The sequence below is a fragment of the Halapricum salinum genome (genome assembly GCF_004799665.1).
Classification (GTDB): Archaea; Halobacteriota; Halobacteria; order Halobacteriales; family Haloarculaceae; genus Halapricum; species Halapricum salinum.
Genome location: NZ_CP031310.1, coordinates 418,828 through 443,254 on the forward strand (window position 1 = coordinate 418,828; position 24,427 = coordinate 443,254).

At 64.3% G+C, this 24,427-nt stretch carries 33 protein-coding genes; 14 read left to right on the plus strand and 19 right to left on the minus strand.

Annotation, left to right across the window (positions count from 1 at the left end; genetic code table 11):
- Position 1: 1 nt before the first annotated feature.
- The 5 genes from dapF to dapA form a co-directional block, all read right to left on the minus strand.
- Complete coding sequence (gene dapF, locus DV733_RS01985; protein WP_049993512.1) at positions 2-862, minus strand: diaminopimelate epimerase; 861 nt, start codon at positions 860-862, stop codon at positions 2-4.
- Entirely contained in the window at positions 859-2,109 is a 1,251-nt protein-coding gene (gene lysA, locus DV733_RS01990; protein ID WP_049993513.1) for a diaminopimelate decarboxylase, read from the minus strand. The genes dapF and lysA overlap by 4 nt, the downstream gene beginning before the upstream one ends.
- Positions 2,110-2,984: 875 nt before the next feature.
- Entirely contained in the window at positions 2,985-3,818 is an 834-nt protein-coding gene (locus DV733_RS01995; RefSeq protein ID WP_049993515.1) for a 2,3,4,5-tetrahydropyridine-2,6-dicarboxylate N-succinyltransferase, read from the minus strand.
- A gap of 60 nt (positions 3,819-3,878) precedes the next feature.
- A complete protein-coding gene (dapB, locus tag DV733_RS02000) occupies positions 3,879-4,643 on the minus strand; it encodes a 4-hydroxy-tetrahydrodipicolinate reductase (RefSeq protein ID WP_049993516.1) in 765 nt (254 codons plus the stop codon).
- Positions 4,640-5,560 carry a 4-hydroxy-tetrahydrodipicolinate synthase gene (gene dapA, locus DV733_RS02005; RefSeq protein ID WP_049993517.1) on the minus strand — a complete coding sequence of 307 codons (921 nt, stop codon included), beginning with the start codon at positions 5,558-5,560 and terminating at the stop codon, positions 4,640-4,642. Before dapA ends, dapB begins: the two co-directional genes overlap by 4 nt.
- Positions 5,561-5,813: 253 nt before the next feature.
- On the opposite strand from dapA, the gene DV733_RS17585 reads away from it, so the two are divergent.
- Both DV733_RS17585 and rnhB read left to right on the plus strand, forming a co-directional pair.
- Complete coding sequence (locus tag DV733_RS17585) at positions 5,814-5,942, plus strand: hypothetical protein (protein ID WP_257217571.1); 129 nt, start codon at positions 5,814-5,816, stop codon at positions 5,940-5,942.
- Between the two features lie 109 nt (positions 5,943-6,051).
- The gene (gene rnhB, locus DV733_RS02010) at positions 6,052-6,720 is read left to right on the plus strand and encodes a ribonuclease HII (protein WP_049993518.1); all 669 of its coding nucleotides are present in this window, start codon (positions 6,052-6,054) and stop codon (positions 6,718-6,720) included.
- Positions 6,721-6,755: 35 nt separating this feature from the next.
- On the opposite strand, the gene DV733_RS17225 is transcribed toward rnhB, so the two are convergent.
- Genes DV733_RS17225 through secF form a run of 3 tightly spaced genes read right to left on the minus strand, consistent with a single transcriptional unit; the run spans position 6,756 to position 9,720 of the window.
- Positions 6,756-6,917, minus strand: a complete 162-nt coding sequence (locus DV733_RS17225) for a hypothetical protein (RefSeq protein WP_170178681.1) — start codon at positions 6,915-6,917, stop codon at positions 6,756-6,758.
- Between the two features lie 32 nt (positions 6,918-6,949).
- Positions 6,950-8,827 carry a preprotein translocase subunit SecD family protein gene (locus tag DV733_RS02015; RefSeq protein WP_049993519.1) on the minus strand — a complete coding sequence of 626 codons (1,878 nt, stop codon included), beginning with the start codon at positions 8,825-8,827 and terminating at the stop codon, positions 6,950-6,952.
- A complete protein-coding gene (secF, locus tag DV733_RS02020; protein ID WP_049993520.1) occupies positions 8,827-9,720 on the minus strand; it encodes a protein translocase subunit SecF in 894 nt (297 codons plus the stop codon). The genes DV733_RS02015 and secF overlap by 1 nt, the downstream gene beginning before the upstream one ends.
- 109 nt (positions 9,721-9,829) lie before the next feature.
- Between secF and DV733_RS02025 the strand changes: the two genes are divergently transcribed.
- Entirely contained in the window at positions 9,830-10,144 is a 315-nt protein-coding gene (locus DV733_RS02025) for a hypothetical protein (RefSeq protein ID WP_049993521.1), read from the plus strand.
- A gap of 3 nt (positions 10,145-10,147) precedes the next feature.
- On the opposite strand, the gene DV733_RS02030 is transcribed toward DV733_RS02025, so the two are convergent.
- Positions 10,148-10,621: a DUF5812 family protein gene (locus tag DV733_RS02030; RefSeq protein ID WP_049993522.1), complete on the minus strand. Its 474-nt coding sequence runs from the start codon at positions 10,619-10,621 to the stop codon at positions 10,148-10,150.
- Between the two features lie 70 nt (positions 10,622-10,691).
- Positions 10,692-11,261: a hypothetical protein gene (locus DV733_RS02035; RefSeq protein ID WP_049993523.1), complete on the minus strand. Its 570-nt coding sequence runs from the start codon at positions 11,259-11,261 to the stop codon at positions 10,692-10,694.
- Between the two features lie 88 nt (positions 11,262-11,349).
- On the opposite strand from DV733_RS02035, the gene DV733_RS02040 reads away from it, so the two are divergent.
- A complete protein-coding gene (locus DV733_RS02040) occupies positions 11,350-12,135 on the plus strand; it encodes a CPBP family intramembrane glutamic endopeptidase (RefSeq protein ID WP_049993524.1) in 786 nt (261 codons plus the stop codon).
- Positions 12,136-12,186: 51 nt separating this feature from the next.
- Positions 12,187-12,342, plus strand: coding sequence for a hypothetical protein (locus DV733_RS02045; protein ID WP_049993525.1), 156 nt, complete (start codon positions 12,187-12,189; stop codon positions 12,340-12,342).
- Here the strand turns inward: DV733_RS02045 and DV733_RS02050 are convergent.
- Both DV733_RS02050 and DV733_RS02055 read right to left on the minus strand, forming a co-directional pair.
- Entirely contained in the window at positions 12,339-12,797 is a 459-nt protein-coding gene (locus DV733_RS02050) for an NOB1 family endonuclease (RefSeq protein ID WP_049993526.1), read from the minus strand. The two genes, DV733_RS02045 and DV733_RS02050, sit on opposite strands and share 4 nt — an antisense overlap.
- A complete protein-coding gene (locus tag DV733_RS02055; protein WP_049993527.1) occupies positions 12,798-13,037 on the minus strand; it encodes a PRC-barrel domain-containing protein in 240 nt (79 codons plus the stop codon).
- A 168-nt stretch (positions 13,038-13,205) separates the two neighbouring features.
- Between DV733_RS02055 and infB the strand changes: the two genes are divergently transcribed.
- The 3 genes from infB to DV733_RS02070 all read left to right on the plus strand — a co-directional run bounded on the left by infB (position 13,206) and on the right by DV733_RS02070 (position 15,848).
- Positions 13,206-15,023 (plus strand): translation initiation factor IF-2, encoded by a 1,818-nt coding sequence (gene infB, locus DV733_RS02060; protein WP_049993528.1) that lies wholly within the window; start codon positions 13,206-13,208, stop codon positions 15,021-15,023.
- 155 nt (positions 15,024-15,178) lie between these two features.
- Positions 15,179-15,439: an AbrB/MazE/SpoVT family DNA-binding domain-containing protein gene (locus DV733_RS02065; RefSeq protein WP_049993529.1), complete on the plus strand. Its 261-nt coding sequence runs from the start codon at positions 15,179-15,181 to the stop codon at positions 15,437-15,439.
- Position 15,440: 1 nt separating this feature from the next.
- The gene (locus DV733_RS02070) at positions 15,441-15,848 is read left to right on the plus strand and encodes a PIN domain-containing protein (RefSeq protein ID WP_049993530.1); all 408 of its coding nucleotides are present in this window, start codon (positions 15,441-15,443) and stop codon (positions 15,846-15,848) included.
- Between the two features lie 70 nt (positions 15,849-15,918).
- Here DV733_RS02070 and DV733_RS02075 read toward each other — a convergent pair whose 3' ends face one another.
- The gene (locus DV733_RS02075) at positions 15,919-16,533 is read right to left on the minus strand and encodes a class I SAM-dependent methyltransferase (RefSeq protein WP_049993531.1); all 615 of its coding nucleotides are present in this window, start codon (positions 16,531-16,533) and stop codon (positions 15,919-15,921) included.
- Positions 16,534-16,641: 108 nt separating this feature from the next.
- Between DV733_RS02075 and DV733_RS17015 the strand changes: the two genes are divergently transcribed.
- Positions 16,642-16,818 carry a hypothetical protein gene (locus DV733_RS17015; RefSeq protein WP_154019522.1) on the plus strand — a complete coding sequence of 59 codons (177 nt, stop codon included), beginning with the start codon at positions 16,642-16,644 and terminating at the stop codon, positions 16,816-16,818.
- Here DV733_RS17015 and DV733_RS02080 read toward each other — a convergent pair whose 3' ends face one another.
- On the minus strand, positions 16,819-17,181 hold the full coding sequence (locus DV733_RS02080; protein WP_049993532.1) for a DUF5811 family protein: 363 nt from the start codon (positions 17,179-17,181) through the stop codon (positions 16,819-16,821). It abuts the gene before it with no gap.
- 126 nt (positions 17,182-17,307) lie between these two features.
- Entirely contained in the window at positions 17,308-17,790 is a 483-nt protein-coding gene (locus tag DV733_RS02085) for a pyruvoyl-dependent arginine decarboxylase (protein ID WP_049993533.1), read from the minus strand.
- Between the two features lie 148 nt (positions 17,791-17,938).
- On the opposite strand from DV733_RS02085, the gene DV733_RS02090 reads away from it, so the two are divergent.
- Positions 17,939-18,526, plus strand: a complete 588-nt coding sequence (locus tag DV733_RS02090; protein WP_049993534.1) for a DUF7342 family protein — start codon at positions 17,939-17,941, stop codon at positions 18,524-18,526.
- Between the two features lie 2 nt (positions 18,527-18,528).
- Entirely contained in the window at positions 18,529-19,011 is a 483-nt protein-coding gene (locus DV733_RS02095; protein WP_049993535.1) for a hypothetical protein, read from the plus strand.
- A 10-nt stretch (positions 19,012-19,021) separates the two neighbouring features.
- Here DV733_RS02095 and DV733_RS02100 read toward each other — a convergent pair whose 3' ends face one another.
- Both DV733_RS02100 and DV733_RS02105 read right to left on the minus strand, forming a co-directional pair.
- Positions 19,022-20,857 carry an ATP-binding protein gene (locus DV733_RS02100; protein ID WP_049993536.1) on the minus strand — a complete coding sequence of 612 codons (1,836 nt, stop codon included), beginning with the start codon at positions 20,855-20,857 and terminating at the stop codon, positions 19,022-19,024.
- Between the two features lie 24 nt (positions 20,858-20,881).
- On the minus strand, positions 20,882-21,850 hold the full coding sequence (locus DV733_RS02105; RefSeq protein ID WP_136342265.1) for a twin-arginine translocation signal domain-containing protein: 969 nt from the start codon (positions 21,848-21,850) through the stop codon (positions 20,882-20,884).
- 98 nt (positions 21,851-21,948) lie between these two features.
- On the opposite strand from DV733_RS02105, the gene DV733_RS02110 reads away from it, so the two are divergent.
- Positions 21,949-22,749 (plus strand): endonuclease/exonuclease/phosphatase family protein, encoded by an 801-nt coding sequence (locus tag DV733_RS02110; RefSeq protein ID WP_049993538.1) that lies wholly within the window; start codon positions 21,949-21,951, stop codon positions 22,747-22,749.
- Positions 22,750-22,810: 61 nt separating this feature from the next.
- On the plus strand, positions 22,811-23,143 hold the full coding sequence (locus DV733_RS02115) for a DUF7113 family protein (RefSeq protein WP_049993539.1): 333 nt from the start codon (positions 22,811-22,813) through the stop codon (positions 23,141-23,143).
- A 40-nt stretch (positions 23,144-23,183) separates the two neighbouring features.
- Here the strand turns inward: DV733_RS02115 and DV733_RS02120 are convergent, their stop codons facing one another.
- On the minus strand, positions 23,184-23,756 hold the full coding sequence (locus tag DV733_RS02120) for a DUF7524 family protein (protein WP_049993540.1): 573 nt from the start codon (positions 23,754-23,756) through the stop codon (positions 23,184-23,186).
- Positions 23,757-23,814: 58 nt separating this feature from the next.
- Positions 23,815-24,012, minus strand: a complete 198-nt coding sequence (locus DV733_RS02125) for a methytransferase partner Trm112 (RefSeq protein WP_049993541.1) — start codon at positions 24,010-24,012, stop codon at positions 23,815-23,817.
- 129 nt (positions 24,013-24,141) lie between these two features.
- Here DV733_RS02125 and DV733_RS02130 point away from each other — a divergent pair, with 129 nt between their 5' ends.
- Positions 24,142-24,399: a DUF5789 family protein gene (locus DV733_RS02130; protein ID WP_049993542.1), complete on the plus strand. Its 258-nt coding sequence runs from the start codon at positions 24,142-24,144 to the stop codon at positions 24,397-24,399.
- Positions 24,400-24,427 lie beyond the last annotated feature (28 nt).

The following is a 24,427-nucleotide window of genomic DNA, read 5'->3' on the forward strand; positions in this document are numbered from 1 at the left end:
GTCACTCAGCGAGGATTCCGTCTGCGGGGACAGTTGTCTCGAACTCGCGTTCGACCGGACCTTGCAGTGTCGCACCGTCGGCAGTGCGAGTGACGACGAGGCGGCCGCCCGGCGGATGGACGGCGACGGCCTGGTCGGTCCTGACACGGTCGAGTTCGTGGGCGGCGGCGACGATAGCGACAGCGCCAGTCCCGCAGGAGCGGGTCTCGCCCTCGACCCCGCGCTCGAAGGTGCGCTGGTCGTATCCCGTGACGGGGCCGGCCTCGCGTTCGGAAGCTAGGGTGACGTTGGCACCCTCGGGGAAGACGTCGGCGTGGCGAACCGCGGGGGCGACGGCGTCGAGGTCGAGGGCGGCGACGTTCTCGACGAACGCGACGGCGTGGGGGACGCCAGTGTTCACGGCCGTCACAGTGAGGCCCTCGATCTCGGTCTCGATCAGCGGTTCGTCTAGCGTCGTCGGCACCTGTTCAGGATCGAGCGTGGGTTTGCTCATCTCGACGGTGACGCCTTCCTGGCCGACGTGAGCCGGGTACTCCCCAGCAGGCGTCTCGATCACGAACTCGCGAGAGCCGGTCCGGGCGGCCGCCCAGGTCGCGACGACCCGGGCGCCGTTGCCACACATGTCCGCGATCGAGCCGTCGGGCTGGACGAGCGTCATCTCGACTCGCGGTGGGGTGGCCTCGGTGTCGAGAGAGAGAAAGAGCACGCCGTCGGCACCGACACGCTCGCCGCCTGGGTGATCGAGCCCGGTCTCACGATCGCAGAGCCGGCTCGCAAACGCCACCCGGTCTTCGACGGATGCGTCGGCCTCGACCACGACGAAGTCGTTCCCGGTGCCGTGGTACTTCTCGATGGAGATCATTGCTGTCCCTCTAGTCGGGTCAGGTCCGAAAGGGTTTCGCGTTCGACCGCGACGCTCGTCTCACCTGTGCCATCGAGGGAAACGACTGCCGGACGGGGTCGGGAGTTGTACGTGCTCGCCATCTCGTAGCCGTACGCGCCGGCGTTTCCGATCGCGAACACGTCCCTGCATTCGGGGCGGGGAAGCCGGCGGTCCCGGCCGAGGACGTCTGCCGTCTCACAGATCGGGCCGGCGACCATCGCCGTGACCTCGTCGCGGTCGTCCGCGTCGTCGGCGAGCGAGCGAATCTCGTGGTAGGCGTCGTACATCGCCGGGCGCAACAGGGTCGTCATCCCGGCGTCGACGCCGACGACAGTGGTCTCGGGCGTGGGCTTGACCGTATTGACCGTCGTCAGGAGGACGCCCGCGTCAGCGACGACGTAGCGGCCGGGTTCGATTCCCAACTGAGCGTCGAGATCGCCCGCCGCGTCGCGTGTCGCTTCGGCGACCGCGTCGAGGTCGAGCGGGTCTTGTTCGGGGTGGTAGGGCACACCGAGACCACCGCCGACGTTCAGAAAGTCCAGGTCGTGATCGAGGTCCCGGGCGAGGTCGCCCATCCGCGCGACGAGTTCGCGGTGAGCCGCGAGGTCGTCCTCGCCGTGGATACCGCTGCCGGCGTGGGCATGCAACCCCACGAGGTCGTAGCCGCGCTCGACGATCTCGTCGGCGAGGTCCGGGACGCGGTCGTAGGGGACGCCGAACTTCGGCGCGTCGCCGGTCGTGACCTTCGCGTGGTGGCCTGCACCGACGCCCGGGTTCACGCGGATCGCGAGCGGGCCGGCGTAGTCGCGCTCGACCAGGGCGTCGAGCGTGTCGACCGCGCCGATGGTGACCACGAGGTCGATTTCGGGATGGGCCTCGTGAAGCGCGACGACGTGATCGAGGTCCTCGCTCGGGGGATTGACGGCGGTGTAGCGCACAGTCGAGAATCCGGCGTCGACCGCTCGCTGGACCTCGCCGGCGGAAGCGCACTCGGCGTCGAGGCCCGCGTCTTCGACGGTTTCGAGGGTCCGTCGGACGGTGTTGGCCTTGACGGCGTAGCTGACGTGTTCGTCGTGGAAGGCGGTCTGGAGATTGGCGACGTTCTCCCGGACGCGCCCCTGGTCGAGGACGTACAGGGGGGTGTCGTATTCGGCGGCGAGGTCGCGTAACTGAGCTGGGTCCCAGTCTGCGAGGCGGCGGATCGGCGGCGGGTCCTCGGTTGTCATTGCTACTGTGTGGGTGCTACGCTGGTTCAATGTTTTTGGTTGCTAGGAACTGTGACTACTGGACATGATTTCTCTCTCTTCGAAGGCCCGCACCACGCTCGCTAGCAACTGAAACTGCCGGAGAAACCTCATCCTCGAAAGCCCTCACCGCGCTCGCGGTCGCTACGCGGCATATCCTCGGTCGCTACGCTCCCTCGGATAGGGGCCGACGTAGCGACTACATAAACGCGAGCGCGGTTCGCCCTTTCAGTCCACCAGGAGAGCAAGCTCTCCTGAGCCCTCGTTCGCTCCGCTCACGAGGACGCCAGGTACCGCAACCGCAATGTCGTAGCCCCATACCTCCCCGGTCGCGACTATCGTCGCGAGAGCTTGCTCTCGCGAGCCCTGCGTCGCTTCGCTCCGCAGGACGCCGCGACACGCTTCCTGACCGCCCAACCGTGGCCGGGAGCGAGTGTCGCGGCGACAGCGAGACGCGACCGAAGGGAGCGTCTCGATTGCGAACGGCGAAGCCGTGAGCGAGGGGAGTCGCTCTGTCGGCTCTATCCGAACGAGCGGTGCGAGGGCGACCACCGGGAGCCCTCGCTGTGGAACGGCGAACGGAGTGAGCCGTGGAACGAAGTGAGTGAGGATATCCGACAGAGCGGCCGCCAGCGAGGGGAGGGCTTTCGAGAAGATGGTGCCAGCGATAGCAACAGCTCTTAGCCAGCGAGGGGAGGGCTTTCGAGAAGATGGTGCCAGCGATAGCAACAGCTCTTAGCCAGCGAGGGGAGGGCTTTCGAGAAGATGGTGCCAGCGATAGCAACAAATCATAGCCAGCGAGACAAGGGCTCTCCCTGCGTGTCCTCTCCAGCAGTCAGAAGTGCTAGCCAGTCCGATTAATTATCTCGCAGAATATCCTCTTTCTCCGAGGCCTCCAGCGTCTCCTCTTCGACGTGAGTCGCCACGACGGCAGGCTTGAACGCGCCACCATCAAAGAGGTCGTGCTCGCCCACCGAGGACTCGACGAAACGAGTGAAGGCACGCCGGTCAGCAGGCAGCTCGCCGAAGATGACTTCCTCCTCGACCAGATCGTAGACCGGAATTCGCGGCGTCAGCAGCGTGTTCTCACCCACGATCGAATTCTCTCCCACGCGGAACCCACTGGTCACGCGACAGCCGGCGCCCAGCGAGACGTTGTCCTCGACGATGACGGGGTCGTCCTCGACGGGTTCGAGGACGCCGCCGATCAGCGTGTTTGCGCCGAGTTTGACGTTTGCGCCGATCTGGGCACACGAACCGACAGTGTCACACGAATCCACAAGCGTCCCGTCGCCGACGTGCGCACCGATGTTGACGAAGGAAGGACTCATCATGATGGCGTCGCTGCCCACGTAGGCACCGCGACGAATGACGGTCCCATCAGGTGTATTTCGGGTCCCGCGATGGCCCAAATCCCCGGTCGCGCGCAACGGGAGCACGTCGTGGTAGGTGACGCCGCCGTACTCGCGGGCCTCGGTCTCGCGCAGGCCGAAATTGAGGAGGATTCCCTGCTTGACCCACTCGTTGACGACCCAGTCCTCGCCGTCGGGTTCGGCCGCGCGGATCTCGCCGGCCTCCAGGGCTTCGAGGAAGCGTTCGAGGACTGCGCGGTCGTCCTGGTCGGTGTCGGCGGCGGTCAGACCGTCGTCGTAGCGCTGCCACAGGTCCGCAACGTCGGATTCGAGACTCATTACTGCGTGCTGGAACCTCGGACGCTATTACGCTTCGGAAATAGCCTCGGCAGGATCGACTCAGCTGTCGATCACGTCGGCGAACTCGTACCACCCAGGGTCCTGATCAGAGAGCCAGACTGCAGCGTCGATCGCTCCCGCCGCGAAGACGCCCCGGTCCTCCGCGCGGTGGGTGAGCGTCACGGCTTCGTCGTTGCCGGCGAGCATGATCTCGTGCTCGCCGCGGATATCACCCGCCCGCCGGACGTGGACGCCCACCTCGCCGGCCTCGCGGGGCTGGAGCCCCTCGCGACCGTACACTTCCTCGAAGTCCTCGCCGCGGGCGTCTTCGATCTCCTCGAGAATCGTGTTGGCGGTCCCGCTCGGGGCGTCACGCTTCCCGTTGTGATGGGTCTCGGTCACTTCGATGTCGTAGCCCGGCAACGCTTCGACGGCCGCAGAGACCGTCCGGAGGAGCGCCTGGATCCCGCGGGCGAAGTTCGTCGCCTTCAGCACGGGGATCTGCTCGCTGGCCGCGGCGACGGTCTCGAACTGGAGGTCGTCGTGACCAGTAGTCCCGGTCACCAGCGGGACGCCAGCGTCCGCACAATCGGTCGCGAACTCGATGGCTGCGTCGGGAACAGTAAAATCGATCACGGCGTCGGGTTCGTGACTATCGAGCAGGTCCGCGAACGCGGCCGGCTTGTACACCGGGACGCCCTGCACGTCCTCGACGTCCGCGGCGTCGATGCCGAACGCAACCTCGACGTCCTCGCGCCCTGCCGCGGTCTCGATGACGGCCTCGCCCATCCGGCCGGCCGCGCCAGTCACACCGAGGCGGATCATCGCTCGACCTCCGCGTACTCGTCTTCCAGATCTTCCTCGGCCAGGCGAGCCAGTTCGGCCTGCAGGGCGTCCCGATGCTCCTCGGAGAGTCGGGTCAGCGGCGAGCGCACGGAGGGTCGGCCGTGACCGCGGACGGCCATGGCTTCCTTGATGGGGATGGGATTGGTCTCCACGAAGAGGAGGCGGGTCAGTGGCCCGAGTTCGTGGTGAAGCCGGCGCGCGAACTGGTAATCGCCAGATAGCGCTGCCCCGACCATCGCACAGGTCCGTTCGGGTTCGACGTTGGCGACCACGGAGATACAGCCGTCCGCACCGATCGAAAGTAAGGGGAGAGTCATCCCGTCGTCGCCCGACAGCACCGCAAAGGCCTCGTCCTGCGTTCGCTCGATGATCTCGCTGATCTGGCCGACGTCGCCGCTGGCAGCCTTGAAGCCCGCGATGTTGGGATGGCTCGCGAGTTCGACGGCGGTGTCCGGATCGATGTTCCGGCCCGTACGCGAGGGGACGTTGTAGACGATCTGCGGGCAGTCGACCTCGTCGGCGATCGTCCGGTAGTGCTCGAGGAGGCCCTGCTGTTCGGGCTTGTTGTAGTACGGCGAGATCAGCAGGAGCGCGTCAGCGCCCGCGTCCGCGGCGCGCTGGGAGAGTTCCAGGGCTTCGCGGGTGTTGTTCGAGCCAGTCCCAGCGATCACGGGCACGTCGTCGACGGCGTCGATGACCGCTTCGACGACCTCGACGTGTTCGTCGTGGGTGAGCGTCGCCGACTCACCGGTCGAGCCGACGGGGACGAGCCCGTCGACGCCAGCGGATTCGAGGCGCTGGGCGTCCGTTCGGAGTTGTTCGAAGTCGATGCTGCCGTCGGTCTCGAAGGGCGTCACCATCGCGGGGTAGACGCCCTCGAAGAGATGTGTCGTCATGGTTGTCGTGAGTTATCGGGGTTGTTCGCACGCGAGCTATTAAAACAGAACCGACCCGGGACGGGACGCCACCCCGCCGCGAGTCACGACTCGCGTTTGCGTTTCGAGACCGCCGTCTCACCGGCCACTGGATTCCAGGTACTCGCGGCGAGACGGCTCATACCTGTGTGAGCGGCGCTGAGAAACTTAGCAATTGTGTGTCGCGCGTGGACAGGGGACATGGTTTTGTCGATCCGGCCCAGAGATACTGCGCATGGGACACGAGTGGGCCTGTCACTGGGCCGGCAAACGCAGCGACGAGGAAGACACCGACACGCGATTCACGCTCAAGACCCGTGCCGAGCGCCGCGAGAGACGACGTGCGTCAGACGACTGCGAGTGACTGCTGTACCGAATTACCGACCGACCGCACGAAGGCGGTCAATTCGGAACAGACGTACAGCAGTCACTCGACCACAACGGCTTTTTCACTGGGGACGAACCGCTTAGCCATGCGTTTCGGCGTCGACGAGGCCGGCAAGGGACCCGTGCTTGGGTCGATGTTCGCAGCGGCGGTGCTAGCCGACCCCGACGACCTGCCCGAGGACGTGGGCGACTCGAAAGGAATCGCCCCCGATCGCCGCCAGCTCATGGCCGACGAGATCCGCGCGGTCGCCGAACGGGTCGCCGTCGCCGAGATCCCGGTGTGGGAGATCGACGACGAGAAGACCGACATGAACACCCTCACCGTCGAAGCTCACGCTCGCGCGCTCTCGCGGATCTGTGTGGACGGGCGAACTGTCCGAAAAAACGGTAGCGACGAGCTCTCTGGGTTCGTCGACGCCGGCGACACGAACGCCGTCCGCTTCGGCCAGCGCCTCCGCGATCGGATCGACGCCGACCTCGACCTCCGGGCGGAACACGAGGCCGACGAGAACCACCGGATCGTCGGTGCGGCAAGCGTCATCGCCAAAGTGGCCCGCGACGCCCACGTCGACGCTCTCAGCGCGAAGTACGGCCCAGTCGGCAGCGGCTACCCCTCCGATCCAACGACGCGCGAATTCTTACAGGCGTACGTGGAGACGTACGACGAACTTCCGGATTGCGCCCGAGAGTCCTGGCAGACCAGCAAAGACGCACTGGCTGCGGCGGCTCAGGCCAGTCTGGACGCGTTCGAGTAGCGGGATTGTGAGTACAGTGGGTCGTGAGCGGCTCGCTACTCGTCGCCGACGAACACTGTTTTCAGTCGATTCCCGCAGGTGGGACAGCAGAGCATCTGCCACGCGTGGGGATCGAGGTTCCCCATCGGTTCGGATCGGGTTGTGTCCGAACGAGCGACCCACTGCTCGCAGGTGTCACAATAGAGGTCGTCGGTCATACCCAACAAAAAGGGCGCTAACTGGAAAGTCCTTACCGCTGGTCCTTGCTCAACACGAGGTTGCGCAGGATGTCACCGTAGGCCGGGCGGGTGATGAGCACCCCGACCAACACACCGACGATGGTGATGACGGCGAACCCGAAGAGGTCGCCGACAGAGAGGATCGTCAGCGGGCTCATCGCGATGATCGTCGTCGCGGCGGCCGCACCGATCACCCAGAACGCCTTGCGGAAGCGACTCTGGAAGACCCGGCCGGTGGCGACGTCACCCTCCTGGAGGATCTCGTCGGCCATGATGACCAGGTCGTCCACCCCCGTCCCGATCACGGCGATCAACCCGGCGATGTGCGAGAGGTCGAGCGCCAGCCCGGAGATGGCGGCGAACCCGAGCAGGATGTAGACCTCCGCGATCGCGGTGAACAACATCGGGAGGGCGACGCGGATCTCCCTGTACCGCCAGAAGATCATCCCGGCGACGGCGAACCACGCGAGCAGCCCCGTCGCGAGCGACAGCGGCTTGAAGTTCTGGGCGTAGCTCGGCTCGATGTACGAGAGGTCGTACTGCGCGCCTTGGCTGAGGTTCAGCGTCGTCGGCAGCGACCCGACGTCCAGGCTGAGCTTGATGTCCTGGGCTTGCTCGCTGGTCTGGGACGTCATAAAGAAGTCCCGCGTGCCCTCGGCCCACGTGCCGTCGTTCAGCGAGGTGCCGAATTCAGGGGCGAGCGAGTTCGAACTCACGATCTCCCCGTTGAGCGTCGTGAGGAGGCAGTAACTGCCTGGTCGGGACGAACCCTGGCCGCCGCTCCTGTCACAGTTCGCCGGGCCGTTTCCGGTCGTGAACCCGACCCCGTTCATTCGGTTCTGGAACTTCTCTGCGCCGCTTTCGGTGAGCGTGACGGGCGTCCGCCATTCACTCCCCTCTTGGCTGATCGGGTCCGTACCCGCAATATCTTCACCGGTAATGACCGTCGTGTTCGTCGTCGTATTGGCGCCACCCTCCCGGACCTCGGCGACGATCCGAACGACGCCGCGGTCGGTGACGATCTCGCGGACCTGCTCGGGCCGCGTGTTCGGGACCTCGACGACGACGAGCCCGTCGCCGGCCGTCGTCACCGACCCGCCGGAGAGTCCGGTCTGGTCGATCCGGCCCTGCAGGGTGTTCACGACTGTTTCGCGCGTCTGGCCCGTCACGCCAGCCTGGACGTCGCTGGCCTGGACGTCTACTCCGGCCGACTGGAGCGCGCTCGCAAACTCGGACTTGCCGACGTCGCCGTCGTAGACCTCGACGACGCCATCGCGGGGCCGTACCTGCACGTCGATCTCGTCGACGCCCAGATCGTCGGACAGATTACTGGCGAGTTGGGGCTGGTCGCCGATATCGAGATCCGTGACGTGCAGCCCCGTGATGGGAGCACGGATGCGCGTCCCGCCGGAGAGATCCAGTCCGTACTGGAGGTTCGTCAGTCCGCCATCCTGCTGGCGCTCGACCGAGAGTTCGACGCTCGAATTGTCGGTGCGAAGCGTCGCCTCCCCGGAGACGGCGATCGAGTTGTTCGTGGCGGTGATCGCCGAGGTGTTCTTCGGGCTGACGACCGAACCGCCGGTGACGTCGATCGTCCCGTTCGTGACGACCGCCGAGGTGTCGGTCACGTTCGACACGTCACCGTCGATCTCGATCTCGGCGTCACTGGCGACGATCTCGTTCGTCGACTCGTTGGTCGTCTCCAGCGTGGTGTTCTCGAGGAAGAACGTGCTCTCGCTGACGGAAACCGTGTTCTCGTCCTCGGAGAGGGTGACGAGTTCCGTCTGAACCGTCGTCCCGGTGCCGATCGGACCGAACAGCGCGAACGTACTCGCCAGGACGATGACGACCAGCGCGGCGATCCGCCAGTTCTCGCGGATGGCTCCCATTATCGAGCCACCCCCTCGAACTTGTACCAGCGAAGCAGACTCAAGTTGAGCATGTAGGTGTTCATCAGGTCAGCGGCCAGCCCGAGCACCAGGATCAATCCGATGTCGGGCAGCAGGTCGATCGCGAAAAAGAGCGCGACGAGCGTCATCGTGATCATCGCGACGATCGACGTGAGCGTCATCGTCACACCGGTCTGCATCGCCCGGTAGGTCGACTCGTAGAAACTCCCTCGGCGTCGCAGGATGTGGTTGTTGAGCAGGATGTCCGAGTCGACGGAGTACCCGATCAACATCAGCAGCGCTGCGACCGTCCCGAGGGTCATCTTGATCTCGATCAGCCCAGTCAGCGCCAGGAGATTGACGACCCCGATCGGGATCATGATGTCCGAGAACGCCGAGATGACGACCGCGATCGACGGCACGAACGATCGGAAGAGCACGAAGATGAGCGCGCTCATCCCGACGAACGCGACCGCGAGGCCGAACAGCGCGTTCTGGGTGTTCGTACTGCCGAACGCGGGCGAGCGCGTCGTCTCGGACTGAATGTCGAACCCGGCCGACCCGGCGGCGTCCCGGATCGCCTGGAGCTCCCCGGAGTTCTGCGTCAGGAACGTGACGATGTAATCGCCAGTCCCGGTCTGTCGAATTGATTCGATCTCCACGTCGACTCCCTGACCGAACGCCTCCTGGACGGCTGTCCGGCTGGAGGCGTCCGCGAGTCGTATTTCGGTGCCGCCGGTGAAATCGAACCCGAGCGGCGCGGGCGTCCCGTTGAGGAATAGGTAAACACTGATCAGCAGCAACGAAACCCCCAGGACTATCAGGGGGGGTATCGCGAGCTGACGATTTGAGTACCGGTCGTAATCGATCTCCGGTACCTCGAACTCGACCATGGGCGTGGGTGTGAGACGCCCGTGAATAAGTTTTCCTAAGTCAGTCTCCCGACCGCACGCCCCGAGAGCCCGGCGTGAGCGCTTTCACCGTCGAGGACCTACGATCGGTATGACCCGGCCAGCGACCCGGCTCGTCTGCTCGTATCCCGCGGATCTGAGTGACTGGGGCCGTCACCACGTCGAGTCGTCGTCGTTCCGAGCCTACCTGCGGAAGGCCCACGATACCGCGACCGAGGGCGATATCTGGCCGGAGTTCGTCGGCGTCGGTTGCTGTGGCGACTCTCTGGACGTCCCGATCACGGTCGAGCGCGTCGAGGGTGGCGACCGGCTCGGCCCCGAGACGGCCATCGAGTTCACAGTCAGGGAGGCCTGCGGTCTGGACGGTGGCTGGCGCGTCCAGAGTGCGGGCGGGCCGCGGGCCTGATCGCTAGTTCGGCAGGTAGCGAACGCTCAACACGCTGCCTTCGGCACGGATCTCGACGCGGTCGACGCCGAGCCGGGCGGCCCGGGCCACGGTCTGGGGATCGTCCAGCACGTCCCCGACGGCCTGGTCGGTCCGGTCGTCCGGGATGGTCAGGACGTGGATCTCGCCCTCGCCAGCGCGGGGCTCGCGGGTCAACTCCCCCACCGATTGGTCGGCCGCGATCTCTCGCTCCTGTTTGGTCGGTGACTCCGAACTCCGCTCGACGGGGATCGTCCGCCGGTCGTCGAGTTCCTCGATCGTGTAGGCGACGGTCATCGGCGGTTCTGCGACGAGTGTCCCGACGACGACCTCGCCCTGTTCGAGCGGCGGGTCGGGCTGTTCTGCGAGCGTGTGGACCTGGCCGTCGGCGACGTCGGTGAGGATCGCCGAGTCGGCGTCGGCCTCGGTGACGAAAAAAGTCCCATCGGTGCGTTCCATACTCCCGGATTGTCGAGTCTCGTTGTTGGCCCTTTCGGGTGCGATCCCACCATGAGACGCCGTCGCAGGATCAGCCCAGCCAGCGGTGGACGAGATAGATGAGCGTCGCCGCTAGCAGTGGCAGAATCAGTCCGGAGGTTGCCGGCAGGTCATAGAGAAATTCGATCGCTGGTGCGGCCACGTCGTAATTACTCGCCGACCTCCGCGAGCCCGGCGGCATCGAAATCACGGCCATGGCGTACAGCGACAGGAAGAAAACGTAGCCACTGGCAGCCATCGCGCGGTCGTACCGCAGATCGGCCGTTCCGTAGCGGTGGTGGCGCGCGACGAAGAGAACGGGCGCCATGAGCGGTGCGATCACGAACAGTGCGACGACGATGTAGAAGCTGCGGGAGAAAGTGAACACCCCTGCCTGGGCACCGAAGGAGCCGCCGATCAAGTATATCAGTGCAAGTAGGAACAGGAGCGCGAGGACCACCGTCGCCAGTCCGCCGAGAACGACGTACGAGCGGAGCAGGCGGGACTCGCTCTCGCGATAGGCGTATGGAAAGGTGCCGAGGACGCCGCCGTAGGTACGCTCGTCGGTACTATCGCCCGAATCCGACTCACTCGTTCCATCGGCGAGGCCGGCGTCTGTCATCGCTTGTCCTTCGGCCGACACCGAATTAAACGGCGTGGTTGCGCGACGAAACGTAGCTCATAACAACGATTCGAACCCGAGAGGAGATATGGACGCGGCCACGGTGGACGACGGGGCAGATCCGATCGAGCGCCTCCGGGTGTTCAGTGAACTACTACTCGTGGCGTTGTCCGGGCTCCTCCTGGGATCGCTCCTGTACAGTTTGCTCGTCTCGATCGCCGCCGATCTCGGTCTCGTCGGACTGACAGCCGAGGGCCAGGTCGACACCACGCTCACCCTCCAGTTCACGGCCGTCATCGTGTTCTCCGGGATCGGGCTCCTGCTCACGACGCTCGGATACCTGCACTTCTCGGGGAAAGACGGCACGTTCATCGACCTCGACACGCCCGAGCTCCGTGACATCGGCTACATTCTCGCGGGGACGGTCGGGCTGTTCGTCCTGCTGACGACGATCAGTGTCGTCTACCAGCAACTGGGCATCCCATCCGCACCCAGCGGGATCGAACAGCGCGTCAGAGACGCCGGCGAGACGGACGCGCTGCTCACGCTCGCACCGCTGTCGATACTCATCATCGGTCCGGGTGAAGAACTCGTCTACCGAAACATCATCCAGAAACGACTCTACGACCTGTTTCCGCGACTGCAGTCGATCCTTCTCGCGAGCGTCATCTTCGCCGCCGTTCACCTGCTGCAGTATCAGAGCGCCGACCCGCTACAGACTGCGAGTTCGCTGTTCGTCGTGTTCGTCCTCGCGCTCGTGCTGGGGGGCCTCTACGAACGGACTGGCAAACTGATCGTCCCCGCCGTCGTCCACGGGTTGTTCAACGCGATCCAGTTTCTCCTGTTGTACGCGGAGATCGCCTACAATCTCTAGACGCCCGATGTCTGACGGGGTTTTATGCTGTGGTATTGACTACCAACCACTATGCCAACCCGGTACACGGTCGTCTGTGACGACGATCTGTCGCGGGAGATCCAGCGCCTGGCACACGAGAACGGCCTGACCGAGGAGGAAGTCCTCCATCAGTTGCTCGACCTCGGGCTGGACGCGCTGGAAGCCGAACGTGCGGAGTCGCCCTAGGCTGGATTCTTCCGGGAGAGGGCGCTCCCGCAGATCGGACAGCGGTCGTGATTCTCGTCGAACTCCCGGCCGCAGCCCTGACACTGAAAACGCCACTCGCGCTGTTCGTCGATGCCCTCCTGGGCGATCACGTCGACGTCGACGTCCAGTTTCTCGGCGACGTTCTGCATCGCGTAGTCGTCGGTGACGAGCGTCCCGTCGAGTTCGAACGTCGCGGCGATCAGGCGGATGTCCGTCCGGGACAGTTCCGCGAGGTCGCCGGTCTCGCGAGCGGCGCGTTCGATTTGCTCGACGGTCTCGGTGTCAGGGATGTGCAGATGCATACCCGAGCCTTCGAGCGCGTCGAAGCGATAAGCGCTCTCGTCTTCGAGTTCCTCGCGGACGAGCGGGATACTTGCTATCTTGGCGTCTGTGTGATACTCGTTGATGAACGCCGAGGAATCGAGAACGTACATTTAGCGGTCGATGATCATGTGGTCTTTGACGGCCTGGACGCGATTGACCGGGACCAGAATGCGGCCCTGGTCGTCGTAATCGAACTCGACGTCCGTGACGTGTTCGTCCGGTTCGACGACGAGGTTGACGAGTCGCCCCGAGTCGATGTCCATCGTGATGTTGTACAGCATTCCGAGTTCGGCTCCGTCCGTCCCCATGACGGCCTTGCCGGAGAGGTTCTCGGCGAGTATCTCGGCCATGTGGAGGTTTACCGAGCGCCGTTATTTAAATGACACGGGGTACGTCAGACGCGTGTCGGCTGGGCCAGCACTCCCGAGACAGACGAATTAGCCCGGGCGGACGGCATACGATACCCTTAACTGCCGCACTCGATTTCCTTGAAATACGAATTTTCGAGGGTGGAACCCATGTCTGACTCACAACCCGACCCCGACGCACAATCCCAGCCGACCGGACAGTTACGCACACCGATCGTCGCCGTACTCGGCCACGTCGACCACGGCAAGACCACACTTCTAGACACGATTCGCGGCTCCGCCGTCACCGAGGGCGAAGCCGGCGCGATCACCCAGCACATCGGCTCGACGGCCGTGCCGCTCTCGGTAATCTCAGACATCGCGGGCAAGCTCGTCGATCCCGACGACTTCGACCTCCCGGGTCTGCTCTTCATCGACACGCCCGGCCACCACAGCTTCTCGACGTTGCGCTCGCGTGGCGGGGCGCTGGCGGACATCGCCATCCTCGTCGTGGACGTCAACGACGGCTTCCAGCCCCAGACCCTGGAAGCGCTTGACATCCTCAAACGGACCCAGACGCCCTTCGTCGTCGCCGCGAACAAAGCCGACACCGTTCCCGGCTGGAACCCCGGTGACACCGAGCCGATCCAGCAGGCCATCGAGCGCCAGAACGACCGCGTCGAGTCCGATTTGAACGAGAAGCTCTACGAGATCATCGGCAAGCTCAGCGACAACGGATTCTCAGCTGATATGTACTGGCGCGTCCAGAACTTCCAGAACAACATCGGCGTCGTCCCCCTCTCGGCGATGACCGGCGAGGGAATCCCGGACCTTCTGACCGTGTTGATGGGGCTCTCCCAGCGCTTCCTCAAAGCGGAGATGTCGATCGACGTCGGTGGTCCCGGCGCTGGCACAGTGCTGGAGGTCACCGAAGAGCGCGGATTCGGCACGACGCTCGACGCCATCATCTACGACGGGACGATCCGCGAGGACGACCAGATCGTCGTCGGTGGCGTCAACGAGCCGATCGTCACCGAGGTTCGCGCCCTCCTGAAACCCAAGCCGCTCTCGGAAATTCGCACCGAGAAGGAGTTCGAGACGGTCGAGGAGATCGCCGCGGCGGACGGCGTGAAGATCGCCGCGCCGGATCTGGACGACGCGATGGCCGGCGCGCCCATCCGCGTGGTCCGTGACCAGGATCTAGACGACGTCATCGCAGACGTCCGAAAAGAACTCGCCGAGATCGAAGTCCAGACTGAAGAGGAAGGCGTCACCGTGAAAGCCGACACGCTGGGCTCGCTCGAAGCGATCTCGGGCACGCTCGAAGACGAAGAGATCCCGATCATGCACGCCGAGGTCGGCGACGTCGCGCCGCGAGACGTTCGGATGGCCGCGACCGCCGACGACCCCAAACATCAGGCGATCCTGGCCTTCGGCGTGGACATCCTCGACGACGCGCGCCGCCTGGCCGAGCAGGAGGACGTCGACATCTTCGAGGACGACGTCATCTACCAGCTCGTCGAAGACTACGACGAACACGTTACCGCCATCGAGACGGCCCAGCAGGACCAGATCCTCGAAAACATCACTCGCCCGGCGCGCTTCGAAATCCTGCCCGACCACACCTTCCGCCAGTCCGACCCAGCGGTCGTCGGCGTCGAAGTGCTCGGCGGGAAACTCCGCCGGAACGTCAACGTCGGCCGCTTCGAGAACGGCGAGTTCGAGCGCGTCGGCCACCTCAAGACGATCCAGGACGAGGGCGAGGACGTCGACGAGTCGACCCGGGGCGACCGCGTCGCCGTCTCGATCGAGGGCCCCACCGTGGGCCGCCAGATCAAGGAAGGCGAGACGCTGTGGGTCGAGATTCCCGAAAAGCACGCCAAGATCCTCGAACAGGAGTTGAAAGAGGATATTACTGGTGGCGAGCGCGAGGTCCTCAAGCAGTACCTCGACACGCACCGCAAGCGCGACCCCTTCTGGGGCAAGTAGGCGATCGCGGTCCGCAACTCCTTCCTCACAACCGCTGAACGCCGACGGAGTACGCCGGATTCGAACTCCAGCGGCGTTCGAACGCCGTCGCAAAGGAGAAGTCGACCGCGTTGAGTGGCCCGTACATCTAAGGTAATACAGGAGGTATTACAGGTATGAACAAGTCCACGCGCGTTACCGAAAAAGGGCAAGCGACGATTCCGAAAGAGCTCCGCGAGAAGTACGACTTAGAGCCCGGTGACGAGGTTATCTGGATGGACACTGACGAGGGAATCGTCGTCAAGAAGCGTACTCGTACCAGGGGGCGCGGAATGTTAGTTCCAGACGATACGTCCGAGGAGAAACGCGAGGAGATCGCCGAAGAGTTGGAGCAGCGCATTCGCGACCGCCGCGACCGCAACTACGAGGAACGCTGAGATGGCGACGTACACTGCTGATGCCGTCTCACTGTTGGTCTATCTCGTCGATTCGCTCCCGGAGCGGGCGGACCGAGTGTTCGCCGAAGCCGAAGCCGGGGAAACAGTCATCCAGGTACCCAGCACAGCCCTCGCTGAGGTTCTGTATTCGGTTTCTCGCGACAAGGATGTCCGTGGTGTCACTCTCACCGGAACGCCAGAGAACACTCGCCAGGCACTGGTCGGAAACGGCCCTGTTTCGGTCGCGCCAGTCGATGACGCCGACCTCGCCGAGTACGCACAGGTGGTCGATGACTTCAGTATCCACGACGGCCTGATCGTTGCCAGCCACCGAGCGCGAGACACGGACGCAATCATTACGACTGACAGCACTATCACCGACGCCGGCTACGAAACACTCTGGAAGTGAAGTGGTCGGTCCCACATCGTGGCCGCTATCGGTCTGTTTCTGATCGATCGCAACACCTGCAGCCACGTTCTCACACCCGCCGGACGCCGACGAAGTACGCCGGATTCGAACTCCAGCGGCGCTCGAAGCTCGTCTCGAAGGCGAACTCGACCTCCCAGCCGTCGACCTCGCGGAACCGCCGACGAATCTCCCCAGGGGTGATCCCGTAGACGTCAGACTCGCTGCGCCGGGCGTCACCGAGGACACAGTACAGTCCGCCCTGCGGAACGACCGCACCGAGTCCATCGACGAAGCGGTCGCGCTCGCGCTCGCCGAGAATGTGCAACATCGCCGAGTCGACGACGGTGCGAAAGGAGAGGCCCGCCGCGGCGAGTCGGTCGAGCGCGAGCGCGTCCCAGACGAGGAACTCCGCGTCGATCCGCCGCCAGCGCGCTTTCTCCCTGGCCTGCGTGATCGCCAGTTCCGAGAGATCGATTCCCAGCACGCGGTGGTCGTACCGGGCCAGAAACATCGCGAGTTCGCCCGTGCCACAGCCGACGTCGAGCACGGGACTCTCGACCAGTCCCGCGTCGAGCAGCTGGACGAACGCTCGCTGTGGCCGACCGATGTCCCAGTTCGGGACGCCCGCATAGGCCGCGTCGTAGACGTGTCGCATGGGTCGTTCCCGGAACGACACTCCACTCATCGATCGCTCGGTCCCATGGACTGCTCTTCCGGCCGTGTCCACGTAGGCATTCCCCACACAGTTGACCGAGTAATAATATTTAATTATCGGGCGACACACGCTCCATCCATGCCCGAGGTGTCCCCGTCGTTGGCCGACTGGTTGCTCGCACTGATTCCAGTGCCGCTGGTACTGGGCACTGTCGCAGGCGTCCTCTCGCCGCTGTCGCTGGCGGTCGCGGTCGGCGCGGGCTCAGTGCCGGCGTCGGGACTGGTCGGCTACGCGATGTTGCAGGTCGAGAACTAGTTACTGTGCGGCGGGCGACTCGTCGTCCGGGAAGGACTGTTTGACCTGAAGCGCGGCGCTCGCGGCCAGCCCCATCGCGAGGTCTTCACGCTCGTCGTCTGCGATCGAGACGTCCTCGTCTTCACCCGTGGGAGCGTAGCCTGCGCTGACGATCGAGCCGACCGGCGGCTGGACCGCGATAGTCGCTTCGAGACCGCTGGTCCCCGACCGGAGTTCAGAACCGACGACGAAGTCCCCAGGGAGGAGTTCGCGGGTCCGCGCGGCGACGCTCGCGAGGTCGCGGCGGAGTTCCCGACGCTGGTCGGGCGTCAGTGCCGGTTCGTCCGACGTGACGCCGTTACCACCCGACAGATTACCGTACATGAACTGGTCCCTCTGTAGGCGAGGCATGGTTAAAAAAGCGCTGGTACGCGCGAACCGTTCACAACCATTGCTCACGGTCACGGACCGTACACGCGGTCGCAGTCGTTGCTCGCAATCGACCCTCGATCAGACGAGCGGCTCGCTCTCGCCGTAGGCCGCGACGACGACCGCAGTTGCGTACTCGTCGGGTTCGGAATCGGCTGTTTCGATCTGAACGGTGGGTTCGTCCTCGAACGCCCAGTCGCGGAGCTCGCGGCCGGCAGCCAGTCCATCGCGGATCGCCGTCTCGACGTCCGCGCGGTTGGTCCCGGAGACCTCGTAGAAGATACCGCGGCCCGACTCGCTGCGTAGCCAGCCCAGACCTGCAACGGCCGGATTCTCACTACCCGGCTCGACAGTCTCGTGACTCTGGACGACGGTCAATCCCTGGCCGGCGGGCCCGAGATCCGGCGCGGTCCCGACGCGTTCGACCGGCGGCTCGGCAGGGATAACCGACGACAGCGTGATCAGATTGTAGTTGTGGACGTTTGCTTCCGCGAGTGCTGCGTCGAACGAAGACAGGGCTGTCGGTGCCGTGGCGTGGCCCCACGCAACCCGGATGACGCTCATACCCCCATTTCGACGACTCGGACAAGAAGGCGTTTCGTTTTCGGGGCAGCCGTGTGCCAGTCGGCGGCGTGTCGTACTGCCGGATCGTGCCGCAAATATATGAACTGGTTGCGCAAATTTATTCAGCATGCAAGACAAACCGTGTCGTATGAGTGAGGACTCCGACCCGCCGGCGTCGAATCCGATGGCAGGGCTCGCCGATTCCTGGCGAGAATCGCGAGAGGGACGATCGAAACTCGATCGCCTCATCGAGGTCGGGACCACGTTGGAAGAGCCGACGCGAATCAGCACGGTCGCCGACCGAGTCGGGTGTTCGCGAAACTTCGCAAGTGACAAACTAGAACTGTTGGCGACCCTGGGAGTGCTAGAGAGGGTGTCGACGAATCCGAAAACCTATCGTCGCGATGAGGCGCATTTCCGTCGTCTTCGGAGCAAGGCACTTCGAGAGGAACACGGCGGTGATCTGGAAGCGATCGTCGAACAGTACCAGGAACGCGACCGGGAGCTGAAAGCGCACTTCGGCGTCGAGTCGCCGGCTGCAGTCACGTACGAGCACTTCGAGGCGATCGACGACCCGGACGCGCTTGCCGACGAGCGTGACGCGCTGTCGACGTGGCAGACGGTTCGGGATCGGCTCCTCGACCTGCAGCGGGCGCAGGCACTCGACGAAGTGACTCGACAGGACCACTCGTCGGGCGACCGTTTCGACGACGGTGAACTGCTTTCGGAATTGTGACTATGGGTGGAGAACGCCAGATCAACGAGGCGCTACTGCGTTCGATCGCGTCACAGTGGGGAACACACCAGTCGCAGTATTTCGATCGGATCGACGTCTTTCCGGCCGGAAAAGAGGACCGGGTGATCGGGTACTTTGCCGAGGACCACTATCCGGACCTCGTCACGACGACGCGGATCGAACTGCGGATCCGCGTCAACGGCGATCTGAATCTCGAATACGTCGAACGCTGGGACGGAGCGGACTGGCGGTGTCGGTGGGATCGACACGAGAATCCACACAACACATACGAGCACTTCCACGTTCCACCGTCGATCAGGACCGACGACGCAGTCGACGTCGAGTATCACGACCCGCCGTTCGGCGTGATCGAAGTCGCGTTCGAATTCGTCGAGGACCGCGTCGGTGCGCTGTGGGACGAGCCGAGATACCCGGACGAAGATGACTTTTCGTGGGAGTACGGCCCCGACATCCGACAGGGCTGACACCGACGCGCTAGCGACCGTGTTTGGTCACACAGGTCGACAGCCCGATCAACTCGACCGGCTCGGAGTTGTCCGGCGAGTAGACGACCATCTGGCCTTTCTCCATGTACGGCACTTTGGATTCGAGATTACTGGGGATGTTCACTGCAGAGATGGCGTCTTCGTCACCGAGATTGAGCACCACAGTGGTATTGATCTGCTTGAACACCGGGTCGGCGATATCCTGGGGGTCCTGGGTGATGAGGAAGAGCCCCAGTCGCTCCTTGCGGCCCTGTTTTGCGGCGTCGGTGAACTTGCCGATGACCTTCTGGGCCTGGACGGTGTCGGCGTCGGTCAGGAAGTTGTGGGCCTCGTCCATCCCAAGAATCAGGGGCGTCTCCTCGATCCGATCGAACTGGGGATCGTTCGAGAGCTTCTCGTCGACGATGAGCGAGGCCAGCGCGAGCACGACCGTCTCGGTCGCCCGCGAGTCGTTGATGTGGTAGGTCGGGACCACAGTGATCCCGCCGGGGCGGACGAACTCGTGGACGATCTCGGTGATCGGGCGGGCGTCCTGATCGAAGACGCCACCGAAGCCGAGCGCGCGACGCCGGACGGCGTCGAAGGTCGCCTCGTGAACTTTCCCAGACTCGTCGAGTTCCTCGCGCAGCGCGGGGTCGTCGAGGAACGTGGTGAACTGGTCGTAGGTTCCGCTGCGGCCGTACTCCTGTTTGAATCGTTTGAGCAGGACGTTCACCAGCGCACTGTACTGGTTGTCGTTGAGGCCGCTGCCGGCGATCAGCCAGGGATTGTCGTAGACCATCGAGAAGGGGATGGTGAAGGGGACCTGCTCGGCGCGGTGGTGGTCCGCAGCGTAGGAGGCGCCCGCCACGTCGGGGACGAACGCGACCGTATCGTCGACGCCCCCGCAGGCGATTCCCTCGCGCTCGCAGCGACGCTGGAACTCCTGGGGGAGGTCGCCGTCGTCGTGCATCTGCGAATATTCGTCCTGCGGGTCGAAGACGACCAAGGCGGGCGAGATGTCGCGGTCGCTGCCGGACTCGACGGGATACGTTCGTTGCTCGTCGAGATACTGACGGAGCATGTTCTTCGCGCCGTGGGTCTTCCCCGAGCCAGTGCCGCCGGCGACGAGCGTGTGCCGGAAGACGAGCGGGTCGCCGTCGGTATAGTCGTCTTTCAGCCGGTAGTCGATCGTCGGCGGTTGGGCAGCGGTGCGGACCTTCTCGCCGCCGACAGAGAGGTGGCCCAGGAAGACGCCGTCTTCGGGAATTTTCAATCCTGTTTTGATCTCGCTGGGATCGTCGGCCTGCCGGACCACGGTCTCTGGTTTGGGGACGCGGTCGGTCATCCGGCGTTTGAGGTCGCCGTCCTCTTGGTAGAGCACCGCGACGGGTTCGAGCGTCGCCATGAACTTGAAGTCCTCTTCGTCGATCTCACGGGAGTTCATCGCGCGCTGGGCGTGAATCTCGGTGGCGTCGTCGGCCCGGAATTCGGGAGCGTACTCCAGGGCGGTGATCCGGCAGAACAGCCGCTCGCCGTCGGGGTAGGGTATCAGGAGATACTTCCCGATTCGAACGGCCGAGCGGTTGCGTACGGTGACGTACGCCCGGAGATGGGTGTCATCAGCGTCCTCGCTGATGGTCAACCCCTCCGCGGCCGAGAGGACGCCCAGGCCCTCGTCGGTGCTGACGGGGTCGACCGCCACTTCTTCGAAGCGGTCGTCGGTCTGGTCGCTGCTGGCGTCCGTCGCCGAGTCGTCGAGCACCTCGGCGTCGTCGGTCGTCTCTGTGGGCGGGTCGTCGTCATCGTCGCCGTCGAATTCGGTGAAATCCCCGAGGTCGGACATACACGGGCCAACGGCGGGTGAGAACTAAGTATTTCGGCCGCTGTCTCGACCCGACCGGGTCGCGTCTGAAGGCAGGGGAAAGGTCGTCGTGAATCGACGCGGCAGTCCCAGGAGATATCGATCCAGTTCGCTCGTGTCGAAGGCTGTCGTCGCCGTCACTTCTCGGTCGTCCGTCTCGACAGAAACACTGTCGACACGATAGTCTTCGAGTGCACGACGAACCGTCGTGACCGTCTCGTCGCCGGGGACGCTGTCGAGTCGGGCGACGAGCGTGAACGAGGTCCGGTCGCCCTCGACTGCGAGCGACTCCCCGATGGCATGCGTCTCGTTCGGGAGTGGAGCCGAGAGGTCCCTCGGACTGTCGAAACTCTGGACGCGGATCGAAGTCCCGTTACCGAGCGTATCTAGCATCGCACTGAAGTCGTCGTCTGTCGAGACAGCGCGGTCGGTCTCGCCACGAAACGTGTCGATCACGGTCTCGGCATTCGCACGGTCAGGCACGCCCCGGACGATGGCGTTCGAGCCGAGAGCCCAGATGCGAGCAGATCTGGTGACCAGCTCGTACTCCTGGTAGGTGCCTGCCCGTTCGTAAAACTGTGTGTCGGCCATCTCCTCGGCCATGGCCGAAGGATCGAACGAGCCGTGGACGACAGTTGCCGGCAACACGTACGTGACGCCTGACGCGTCCGAGAGCGACGCACTATCCAGTTGATCGATCACTGGAACGATTCTCGTGGCGTACTGCTCGTACTCGAACGAGAGTTCGGATTCGTTGGTGCGTGCGTCATCGAGGCCCAGATACTTCGCGTTGATCGACCCCTCGTGCGGGAACGCTCCCCGACGCGGAATCCACGATCCCGAGGGGTGCGACCCGTCCGACGAGGCGCCATTCCCACCGCTACTCACACACCCACTCAACCCGCCCATTGCCGCCATCCCACCGACCCCAGCGGCTCCGAGGAATCGCCGCCGGGACCACGACTGTCGTGACATACAGACGGAATATCGGAGCCCCTATTTGGGTATTTCCCTTCGAACGGGCCAGGCCGCTTCCCAAACAGACACCAAGGAGGGCCCCGAAGGGGGAGACGATGACCGCGTGGTTCCGCGTCATGACGTACAACGTCCGGTATGACAACCCGGACGACGGCGAACACCGCTGGGAGTACCGCCGCGAGGCGGTCGCGAACACGATCCGGTTTCGCGAACCGGCGCTACTGGGCCTGCAGGAGCCGCTTGGCCACCAACTCGACTACCTCAAGCGCCACCTCCCCGACTACGAGTGGGTCGGTCGCCCTCGCGTCGACGGGGATGAAGAAGGCGAATACTCGCCGATCGGCTTCGACGAGAAACGGTTCGCTCTCGAAGAGACCGACACCTTCTGGCTCTCCGAAACCCCGGAGGAGCCCGGCAGCATCGGCTGGGACGCCCGCCACCCCCGGATCGTCACCTGGGCGCGCCTGCGCGACCGCCGCAGCGACGACACCTTCGTCCACGCCAACACCCACTTCTCCCACGACGGTCCCGAAGCGCGGCGCGAAAGCGCGCGCCTCCTTCGCCAGCGGTTGGACGAGATCACCGACGACGACCCGGCGCTCGTCACGGGCGACTTCAACTGCGTCGCCGGTGAACCACCACACGACACGATCGTTGACCCCGACGCGGGCGAACGGACATTCCAGAACGCCCGCGAGGTCTCCGAACATGGCCACTACGGCCCGCCCACGTCGGTCACTGACTTCGAGCACCTCGTCCCCAATCGCAAAATCGACCACGTCTTCGTCGCCGAAGACCTCGAGGTTCGCCAGCACGGCGTCTGTACCGATCTCTACGCGGAGGATCGCTATCCATCCGACCACTTCCCCGTTCTCGGGCAAGTCAGAATCGAGTGATCGACCGACGATCCGCAAGCGCTCCGGCGGCTTTTTGCCACTTGCCACCGTATCGTGTGATATGTTACTCATCCGCGGGACCGCCGGTGGGACGGCCCTGACGGGCACGCTATACGAGCCCGGCGACGAGCCGCCGAACTACCGAGGGGCCCCCGACGAGGGGGCGCCGTACGTGTGGGTCTGTGACTCGTTCTACGAAGTCGAGAGCGGCGGCCAACTCCAGAAAGTCGGCGATCGTGAGATCAACGTCGCCTTCGAGTCACCGAGTCCGCGCGGCTTCGAGACGCGAGAGCGAGCGATGGAGGCCGCGAAAGAACACGTCCGCACGCAGTTTCAGCGCGTCAGCGTCGACGCCTCGACCGTCGCGATCGAAGTCGTCGAAGACGCCGAGTAGCGATCCGTTCGGTCGACTCGGTGAGTCAGGTGATACGTCGTCACTCGATCAGGAGGTACATCGCGACGAGCACGCCCGCAAGGACGGCTAGCGACCCCAGCAGGACCACCGTGTTGTCGATGACCACCGCACCGATGACGGCCAGCAGGAGCGCCGCCGCGCCGAGCGCGAGCACGAGCACGTCCGGACCGAGCGGGAGGTCATTCGAACGCCCCATCTGCGTCGTCTGGGTCGGGCGCTCGCGCGGCTGTGGTTTCGAGAGTGACTCGTCGACGGCGACGGGGTTGGCTTCCTCCGGTGGTTCTTCGAGGACGACGTCGACGTAGCGGGTCGTCGCGCCGTAAGCGGTGACGACTTTGAGTTTGCCCCGGGCTGGCGGCGAACCGACGACGTCGACGGTGACGCTGCGGGTCGAGTTGGCCTCGACGTGGTGGTTGTTCGCGTCGAGCCGTGCCACCTCAGAGAGCGCGTCGTCGAGGTGGAGGTGCACGTGGACGGACTCGCCGTGGTTCTGGAGACGGATCTCGAAAGAGTCGGTCGTCTCGAACTCGTTGGGAACCTCCAGCCCGTGAAGCTCCTCGCGATTGACGTGCACCGGCAGCGTGTCTGGCACGACTGGCTGTGCGCAGGCACAGTAGAAAAAGGTTCAGGCCCGAATGGCGGCGCCCATCTCACGCCGGCGACTCTTCGCGCATGTCCGGCGGCAGGAGGTTCGGGATGCCGTCCTCGATGGGATAGACCTCGCCACACTCGGTGCAGGTGAGTGTCCCGGCGATGATCTCGTCGTCCTCGTCGCGCTCTTCGATGTCGAGTTCGAGGTCGTGTTTGTCCAGCGGGCAGCAGATGATGTCCAGCAGGTCCTCGTTCATACACCCTCCTCCGGCCCGGGTCGTCAAAAAGCCCCCGGGACGGGTCGCCGATCGGCCTCACACGAGGTCCCATAGCAGCGTTCGCGAATCCCGAACACGACTATATCCCTACCCGACGTAGATACGCACATGTCCAAGACAGTGAAACTGAACGAACTACGGGACGAGATCGGCGATATCGACTACCCGGTTTCCAGAGACGCGGCGAGCAAGGAGACGAGTGGAGTGACCCTTCGGTACGCCGACGGCGAAGAACCGCTGGCTGACGTGATCAGACGTTCGAACGAGACGGAGTTCGGATCGGTCGACGACCTCGAGGCAGAGGTCTACTCCAACCTGCCGACGGAAGCGGTCGGTGAACCCGGCCAGTCGGAAGGCGAAGAGTAGTTCGACGACGGTCGATGGGCGTCTCGAC